The 8257-nt window shown below is 42.5% G+C and carries 8 protein-coding genes; 6 read left to right on the forward strand and 2 right to left on the reverse strand.

All coding sequences use genetic code 11. The annotated features are described in order from the left end of the window. The first annotated feature begins 95 nt into the window (after positions 1 to 95). Together P5674_RS01565 and P5674_RS01570 are read left to right on the forward strand one after the other, a co-directional pair. Entirely contained in the window at positions 96 to 560 is a 465-nt protein-coding gene (locus P5674_RS01565; protein WP_014276825.1) for an ATP-dependent zinc protease family protein, read from the forward strand. A gap of 50 nt (positions 561 to 610) precedes the next feature. Further along, on the forward strand, positions 611 to 1177 hold the full coding sequence (locus tag P5674_RS01570) for a hypothetical protein (RefSeq protein ID WP_014276826.1): 567 nt from the start codon (positions 611 to 613) through the stop codon (positions 1175 to 1177). A gap of 106 nt (positions 1178 to 1283) precedes the next feature. Here the strand turns inward: P5674_RS01570 and P5674_RS01575 are convergent, their stop codons facing one another. Next, entirely contained in the window at positions 1284 to 1919 is a 636-nt protein-coding gene (locus tag P5674_RS01575; RefSeq protein ID WP_014276827.1) for a hypothetical protein, read from the reverse strand. Between the two features lie 420 nt (positions 1920 to 2339). On the opposite strand from P5674_RS01575, the gene P5674_RS01580 reads away from it, so the two are divergent. Then, positions 2340 to 3218: an ABC transporter permease gene (locus P5674_RS01580; protein WP_014276828.1), complete on the forward strand. Its 879-nt coding sequence runs from the start codon at positions 2340 to 2342 to the stop codon at positions 3216 to 3218. Positions 3219 to 3251: 33 nt separating this feature from the next. On the opposite strand, the gene P5674_RS01585 is transcribed toward P5674_RS01580, so the two are convergent. Further along, a complete protein-coding gene (locus tag P5674_RS01585) occupies positions 3252 to 3539 on the reverse strand; it encodes a hypothetical protein (protein WP_014276829.1) in 288 nt (95 codons plus the stop codon). A gap of 335 nt (positions 3540 to 3874) precedes the next feature. On the opposite strand from P5674_RS01585, the gene P5674_RS01590 reads away from it, so the two are divergent. The 3 genes from P5674_RS01590 to pyk all read left to right on the forward strand — a co-directional run bounded on the left by P5674_RS01590 (position 3875) and on the right by pyk (position 8032). After that, positions 3875 to 4753, forward strand: a complete 879-nt coding sequence (locus P5674_RS01590) for an ABC transporter permease (protein WP_014276830.1) — start codon at positions 3875 to 3877, stop codon at positions 4751 to 4753. Between the two features lie 260 nt (positions 4754 to 5013). After that, a complete protein-coding gene (locus P5674_RS01595) occupies positions 5014 to 6378 on the forward strand; it encodes a hypothetical protein (protein WP_014276831.1) in 1365 nt (454 codons plus the stop codon). A gap of 232 nt (positions 6379 to 6610) precedes the next feature. Beyond that, on the forward strand, positions 6611 to 8032 hold the full coding sequence (pyk, locus tag P5674_RS01600; RefSeq protein ID WP_014276832.1) for a pyruvate kinase: 1422 nt from the start codon (positions 6611 to 6613) through the stop codon (positions 8030 to 8032). The last annotated feature ends 225 nt before the right edge of the window (positions 8033 to 8257 follow it).

Raw genomic sequence — 8257 nt, forward strand, 5'->3', positions numbered from 1 at the left:
GGGGCAGCTTGTGCCAAATCGGGCTTGAGGAGATATAGAAGTAAAGCGATCGCTGCGAGAAAGCTAAAACAGAGATATCAAAAGGCTGGAAAGGATTGTTTAACAAGCAACAGCGAGATGTAATTGGCTGGCGGGAGTGGCTGGCTCTTCCTGATTTAGGAGTAAGTGCAATTAAGGCTAAAATTGACACAGGAGCGCGTTCCTCTGCCATACACGCCTTTGATGTTCACCATTTCGGCGATGAAGACGAAAGGATGGTTGAGTTCAAAATGCACCCCTGGCAGCGGAATAGCACGGAAACGGTGACAGCGACAGCGAAGGTTTTAGATCAACGAGAGGTGCGAAATTCCGGGGGACATTCCGAAGAAAGGATCGTGATTGTCACTACTGCTAAACTACGGGGACATGAATGGGAGATCGAACTTACCCTAACTAACCGGGATGTTATGGGGTTTAGGATGCTGTTAGGGCGCGCGGCTGTGCGGGAAAAGTTCTTGGTGCATCCTGGTAAGTCTTATCTCCTGAGCGATCGACCCAAGCTAGCACTCCGGCATTTATGATAAATCTAGCGTAAACTGGTGTAATCTGTTCAACTCAGGTAAATGATACTATGGTGGACTATAACGACACACCCAAAACTGGGATCAAATGGCTGGGCTTTGTTTTTGGTTCTGTGCTGCTGACCTCAAGCGCGATCGCCTGGGCGGGAGGGCCACCTAATCGCCAAGGTAAACCAGTAATTATTGAGGAACCGGCTGGAAGGCCGACAGAAGGCGATCGCACTGGTCCCACGCCGACAGCCCCTGCTGGTACATTACAACCAACACAGCGCACAGAGGATACCATTCCCAGATTTCCCCTTCCTAGTGCTAGGATTAGTCCTGTTAATGGCAGAGTTACCCTGAAGCTGATCAATTCTAGTAATGTGGTGATTGAATATCAGATATCAGGGGGAACCAGACCCAGGCTAGTTGGTCAGCAATCAGAAAGCACCTTAGAGCAATTGACAATTCCTATAAACTTGACCTATCAAAGGGAAGATGGCGGTTTGCTGTTTGTGCGTCCGGTAGTAACTAGCCCAGGTGTTTTAGAAATCCGGTTTGAAGCAACTGGTAATATCAACCTGGATACTCGGTCTCTGAGTATCAATGAACAGGGGACAGTGTTTCTAAACTAAAGGAGACACACTGCCGCCAAGTGTCTGTTGAACTGTGAAAATGGTTCTCAAATTCCCTCTAGGGTTTGCCATCTACCGCTTGGGCGATCGCCATAATGTAAACAGTTTAATCGGTTGATTGTGTGATAGCTTGACCGAGATAAATAGCGCGAATATCTTCAGGAATGGTGGTTTCTAAAATTTTATACCCTCGTTCTAACAACGTTCGCACCTCACTGGGGGAAATAGATTCTCCTTCAGCTTGTAAGTAGGCGGCGATGCGAGTTTCACTCCAGTGAAATGTCTGAGCCATCAGAATGATTAGCCGCAACAAAGGCTCAATTTGATCTAAAGCCTGACCGACATAACACCACAGGGGGGGTGGCTGATCTTTGAGTGAGTAATGAATAGACTCAACTGGGGGAAGTTCAGCGCGGTTAATACAGATAGCACTAACGTTAATAATCCAGTTTTGTAGAGTTGTTTCGGAGTCGGGAGTTTTTTCATTACGCAGGTTCAGACCCCGCATTTCATAAAAAATATGTCGCCAGGTCAACGCAAATAAATACTCAGCCTGAACTGGTGATTTGACAGAGTGACCAATCAGAGTATAGACAATGAGGGCATAGCGACAGAAAATTACTACAAAGTATCGACCCCGATCTGGATGATTTTGAAACAGGGTCAGGAGTTCCTGGTCGCTATGATGGGTCAAGGATTTGACCAGGGTATGAGTTGCTTCCGGGAAGTTAAGGGTTTGCAAGGTCTATCTGAAGTATGCTACTTGGTCGGTTTTATAATGATCAGCACCACTTGCTGGCGCTAAGTGGAGAATTGACAGGGTATTTTACCTGCCTCCATTTGTCCAATTGGCGATGATTATACCAGAAAATGATCAGGCTGCAATACGGACACCTGTTCCGAGGTGGGGGAATGGGTGGCAATTTTCCAAACATTTCGCCGCCGTTAGTAAAGTAGGGGTTGACAGGGAGAGGGAAGGGCGCTATCCTAGGTGTAGTTTATATAATTTGGTATTTGCAAAATTAAAAAAGTTTTGAATATTCCGATTATATAAAAATAGTACCGCAAGTCAACGATAAAGTCAAGGGTATCCCCAAAAAGTCGATTTTTTTTAACATTTCTTAATTTTTGTAACAAAACTTAACACAATCACCCTAGTGATATGATTTTTGGTAAACAGAAGGCTTCAAGTCCGTTGGGGGAAACTGTCGGTGTGAACAAGAGAATATGGTTAATCTTACCCGCGACGGTGTGGTTAGTGATATTTTTTGTAGTGCCGCTGGTGATTGTGCTGATTTACAGTTTTCTGGAACGGGGAACCTATGGGGGGGTGGTGTGGTCTTTTACGGTAGGGCAATATCAAAGGCTGTTGAATCCCCTATATTTGAGAGTTTTTGTGCGATCGCTGGAACTAGCGGCATTTACGACGATCATTTGTTTAGCGATCGCTTATCCGTTTGCGTTTTTCATAGCTACCCGTCCTCGTGGTTGGCGTAATTTATTGTTAATGCTGGTAATTATTCCATTTTGGACTAATTTCTTAGTGAGAACTTATGCTTGGATGATTATTTTACGAGACCAGGGAGTGGTGAATACCCTACTACAAAACCTGCATTTAATTGACGAACCCCTCAACCTCTTATTTACCCCCTTTGCTGTCCTAGTTGGTTTAATCTACGGCTATCTACCCTTCATGATTTTACCGTTATATGTAACCTGGGAGAGATTCGACTTTTCCTTGATTGAAGCCGCCCAAGATTTAGGAGCCAACGATATCCGCACAGTCTGGAGGATTTTATTACCCTTAACCAGACGGGGAATTATTGCGGGTTCTATTTTAGTATTTATTCCCGCTTTGGGAGCATTTATCACCCCAGACATTTTGGGAGGATCGAAAACCGTGATGATTGGTAATTTAATCCAGAATCAATTTTTGCAAGCTCGTCATTGGCCTTTGGGTTCAGCTCTGTCTATACTGTTAATGATGTTAGTCATAGTTCCAGTTTGGGTTTATTTCCAAATGGCTGAAAACGGTAAGTAATGCACCCACGAAGATAGCGGTTTTGGTGAATATTTAGGAAGCGCGACGATCGCTGTATCCCAGATATTGATTGTAGGAGCGATTCCCTAAGTATCGATAAGATGGGAATTCACTCATGACGATTTTAGGTTTGTTGACCTTTCGCTCTAAGTAAGATATCGGTAAAACAATCGGCCATAATGCTGCTGCTAAGATTAAGATCTGCCATGAAGATAGTTGTGTTTTCGGGGTGGTGCGATCGCGTAAAAATTTTTGCAACAAATAGGCAAATGTTAGAATAGCGATCGCCAAATACAGGCGCACAATAAGGGTAACAATCAAAATCCTTCTCCCAATTCAACTTTTCTGACAACAGGTGGGTGGGGAGAGTAGTCCCCCCACAACCGACAAAAGCGGATCAAGTCCCAGCTCGACTAGGCAAATATCTAGTCATTAGTTTTGGTGAACTGAATGTTTAATATTGCTTATAGTTCGGCTTGACTTCTCCCTATTATAAAAAATATTCCACAGATGTGTGTGACTTCAAACACTTAATTTTGCGAGTGGTATCACTCTCAGTAGATTTGCGGTTGTATTAGTTAGCTATCAGGATGATAAGGGAGATTTGAAGATGAGAATATCTGCCAATAGGAGTAGGATAGGATAATGAGTACAATATGAACCGATCAACTGTGACCAGACTTGATTTGCTAATCCGTTCCCTGGGTAAAACTGGACTGTGGGTAAATGTCGCCCTAGGGTTTGCGTTTCTATACCTACCGATCGCCATTTTAGTGGTTTATTCGTTCAATGCTTCCCGTTTTAACGCGGTGTGGAGTGGATTTACCCTAGACTGGTATAGGAGTTTATTGGGAAGCATTCCAGCACAGACGGCGGATCTATCGACGACGGGAGTTTGGTCAGCCTTATATAATAGTCTGATAGTGGCTACTATTTCCAGTGCGATCGCCACCATTTTAGGAACGGCGATCGCTTTAGCATTAGAACGCTATAAATTTCCTGGTTATCAACTTTTAGAAAGTTTGCTATTTTTACCAATGGTTATCCCCGAAATCACCTTGGGAATTTCCTTGTTGGTATTTATGACCCTAATTTTTCGGCTAGTAGAAAACCTCACCGGGATGCGATTAAGTCTCGGTTTACCAACTGTAATTATTGGTCATATCACCTTTAGCATTTCCTTTGTCACCATTGTAGTCAGGGCGAGAGTAGCAGACCTTGACCCTAGACTAGAAGAAGCCGCATTAGATTTAGGAGCCAATGAATGGCGAGTGTTTCAGCGGGTGACTTTTCCCTTAATTTGGCCGGGTATTTTCAGCGCCAGTTTATTAGCATTTACCTTATCATTAGATGATTTTGTGGTATCATTTTTTACCAGCGGGGTAGGTGCTACTACTTTGCCATTATTTGTTTATGGTATGATTAAACTATCGGTTACACCTGCCATTAATGCCATCTCAACTTTGATGTTATTAATATCCTTGATTCTGCTATTATCTTCTTTAAAATTGGGAGGTACTGCCGGGTTGGAGTAAAATTACATAACTCCTGTTAGCAGGTGAGGTAGTGGTAGCTGGGGAGTATAGCCATCTGTAGGGAGAAACCCTCAGTTTGTCTTGCCCCTAGAACCCAAGGTAGCGATCGCTACGGAAATAGATATCCTGATTTCCGACGATAGCATAGCACAATAGAGAATGTGGGCTGATGATCTAACTGAAGAAGATTATAGATAATCACCCCAACTCTGAGGATAAATATATTTATAATAGAGGTTGGTCTAATTTTAGTGGGTCGGATGGATATACAACAGGATTATAATCAGCAGTGCCTTCAAAGGTTAATTTGGGCAATGAATCAACTTGGGATTGATGTAGACGCGAAAAAACTGGTCAGCATTTCGGAATTAATTGTCCAAACCATGACCGGACCGTGGCGGTATTTTCATACCCCAGATCATATTTTTGAGGTGGGAGGTTCCGAAGATGCTATTGAGGTATTAGCCGCCTTATTCCATGATGTGGTTTATGTGCAGGTTGACCAAAGCGTTAACTTTAATCTTACCTATTACTTAGTTCCCTTCATTCGCCAAGTAGGAGAACATCTTTGGATTCGTGAAGCCGTAGATATTCCTGAAGATCCCACCTTTGAAATGGTGCGGATAATTTTTGATATGTCTCCGGGGAAAATGCTCTTACCTTTAGAAGGGCAAAATGAGTTTTTAAGTGCTTTAGTGGCGGCGAAAGTATTACAACCTTTTCTTAGTCAAGAGTTGTTAGCGCAAATAGTCGCCTGTATAGAAGCTACAATTCCCTTCCGAACTCCTACCCAAACCGGATTAAATAATAGCGATATTTTATATCAAAGATTACAGGCGATCGTTGACAAATTCAACCTTAAATTAACCGATGGGGAGCTAATCGAAACTGTCAAGCGATCGATTCGTATGGCTAATCGTGACGTGCGGAGTTTCGCCGATCCTAGTGCAGCCAGATTTTTAGATAATACCTGGAACCTAATTCCTGAAACTAATCATCATCTGAATAATCCTAGTGCTTACACCATTGGTCAATATAGAACAGCCCTCCAAAAAATGGAAGGGTTTATGAATTTTCTGAAGCCGGAAGTGGTTTTTCATCAATTCCGAGGCTATCCCGAAGATAGCATTTATGAACAATTGGTATCCAGGGCAAAAAGAAATATTGCCGTGGGTCGATTATATCTAGGTAGTAAATTATTTACTATTGCCTTTTTAGAAGCCTTATCTCTGCGATTTGGTCGCGTAATTCCGGTTTCTACTTTAATGGGAGAAATGCCATCGGAAAATTTTGTGACGGTTTCTTTGATAGATTTTCTGCCGGAAATAGAAAATGATTATCACCCTGAAGATGAATTAGAATCTACGGTGCTTATTCTTCTGGAAAAAGGGAGAACTCAGCATTCTTACTATGATATCAAAAATTCACCTTTGACAACATATATGGTGAAGCAAATGGGATTTGCAGAAATGCAAAATCAACGGAACCGCGCCCAAAAGTTTTTTCAACAGGAAATCTCGTCAGAGGAATTTTTAGCTGGATGTGATCCACACATTAAAAAAACCGTGACTGAGGGAATTGTCAAATTATTTGATACTCGGAAAGTCGCCTTGCTGGGTGGCTAAGTGGTTGGGTTGACAAAATCCTGAAAATGTCCGGTGATTTAACATTGGGTTAAGAAGAGATTATAGAGGGTATGGGAGAGTTATCAAATTGCCAATATACTTTTATAATATAGGTGGCGAGCTGATGTAAATCCATGAGATTATCGGATCTATGAATAGGCGATCGCCTATGATTATGACTCTCGCAGATAACTCAATTCATACACTGACCTAATTATTTACTCAAGGGATTATGAAACCTTTAAACCGTCGAACTAAAATTGTAGCTACCATTGGTCCAGCTAGTAATTCCCGTGAAGTGCTTTATCAAATGATCCAAGCGGGGATGAATGTAGTACGCCTCAACTTCTCCCATGGTAGCCATGAACAACACACTAAAACAGTCGCCTTACTGAAAGAAATTTCACAGGAGTTAAAAACATCTATCACCCTATTACAAGATCTACAGGGTCCTAAAATTAGGGTAGGACAGCTTCCTGATGGTGGTATACAATTGATGGCGGGAGAATATATTACCCTAGTTCCTATTGACCAATACGAGAGTAAACCTAATACGATTGCGATCGACTATCTGCACCTGGGAGAAGAAGCGGAAATCGGTGCCCAGGTTCTGCTAGATGATGGATTATTGGAATTGAAGGTTGAGGAAATTTCCGGGAATCAAGTTAAATGTAAAATCATTGAAGGAGGGACTCTGAAAAGCCGTAAAGGGGTTAATCTTCCCAGTTTAACTCTACGTTTACCGTCTTTAACTGAAAAAGATCAGCAAGATTTAGAATTTGGGATTTCTCTAGGTGTTGATTGGGTGTCTCTTAGCTTTGTGCGGAACGCAGAAGATGTGCGAGTTCTTAAAGACTTTTTAGCGTCCAAAAATGCGTCACAAATATCGGTGATGGCCAAAATCGAAAAACCTCAAGCGATCGCTAATTTAGAGGAGATTATTTCCGAGTGTAATGGTTTAATGGTAGCCCGGGGTGATCTGGGGGTCGAAATGAGTCCCGAAAGAGTCCCACTACTGCAAAAACAAATTATTCGCCTTTGCAATCAAAAAGGGATTCCAGTAATTACAGCTACTCAAATGCTGGACAGTATGATCAATAATCCCCGTCCGACAAGGGCTGAAGCCTCCGATGTAGCTAATGCAATTATTGATGGAACTGATGCGGTGATGTTATCAGGGGAATCAGCAGTTGGTAAATATCCGATTCGGGCTGTGGAAATGTTAGCGAAAATTGCAGAGGACGTGGAACCGGAAATCAATTTCATCAACTACCCACCCGCGTTCAATGATGAGACCCATGCTATCAGTGAAGCGATAAATACCATTGATAAAATTATCGATCTACATTGTATTATTGCCTACACCTGTAGTGGTTATACTGGGCAATTAGCGGCGGCTGAACGCCCGAAAGCGCCTGTGGTTGCCTTAACTCCTAATCCCAAGGTTTACCATCGTTTAAACCTGGTTTGGGGTGTGAAACCTCTGCTGCTGGAACAGGAGGTAGAATCCTTTGAGGAACTGATAAATCAAGCCCAAACTTATCTATTAGTGCGCCAAATGGCTTCCCCCGGAGACAAAATTTTGATTATTGGTGGTATCCCTTCTGGGAAGGCTAAGGGAACCAATTTTATCAAAATCCACACCATAGGATAATGAATAATGAATAATGAATAATTAACAATTGTTCATTATTGATTGATCACGTTGTAGGGGCGGGTTTAACAGTTAATTAGATTACCCACCGACCATATTAATCAACCCGCCCTCAATCACCCGCGAATTAATTGATAATTGATAATTGATCACGTTGTAGGGGCGGGTTCAACAGTTAATTAGATTACCCACCGACCATATTAATCAACCCGCCCTCAATCACCC

This window comes from Limnospira sp. PMC 289.06 (assembly GCF_032350395.1).
GTDB lineage: Bacteria > Cyanobacteriota > Cyanobacteriia > Cyanobacteriales > Microcoleaceae > Limnospira > Limnospira platensis.